Genomic DNA, 248 nt, shown 5'->3' with positions numbered 1-248 from the left:
GTTTTGATGAGTATATTTTTGGGTATTTTAGTATTGCATTAATTATAGTTCTGGCTTTGGATATAATTACAACCACTACGCAGCAGTTCTATTTGCCAAAAATGGTAGAGAAATCAAAGAATATGAATGAGTGGACTAAGTTTTATTTAGGTATTGAATATAAGTTTATTGTTATCTCAATTGCAGTTTTTATCTTCTTAAACTTATTTGCTTATATTTGTTCTCTAGTAGTGCATATAAACGATTTA

Annotated in this window: 1 protein-coding gene; it reads left to right on the top strand. The window is 27.4% G+C overall.

Annotated features, from left to right (window positions below):
- Nucleotides 1-248: hypothetical protein (locus SB753_RS39995; RefSeq protein WP_410805540.1), on the top strand; the 248-nt coding region annotated here is incomplete at both ends.

It is taken from the genome of Paraburkholderia sp. SIMBA_053 (assembly GCF_046534895.1).
GTDB lineage: Bacteria > Pseudomonadota > Gammaproteobacteria > Burkholderiales > Burkholderiaceae > Paraburkholderia > Paraburkholderia caledonica.
Note: the sequence above shows the minus strand (reverse complement) of the source record. Positions and strands in the feature narration are given on the sequence as shown.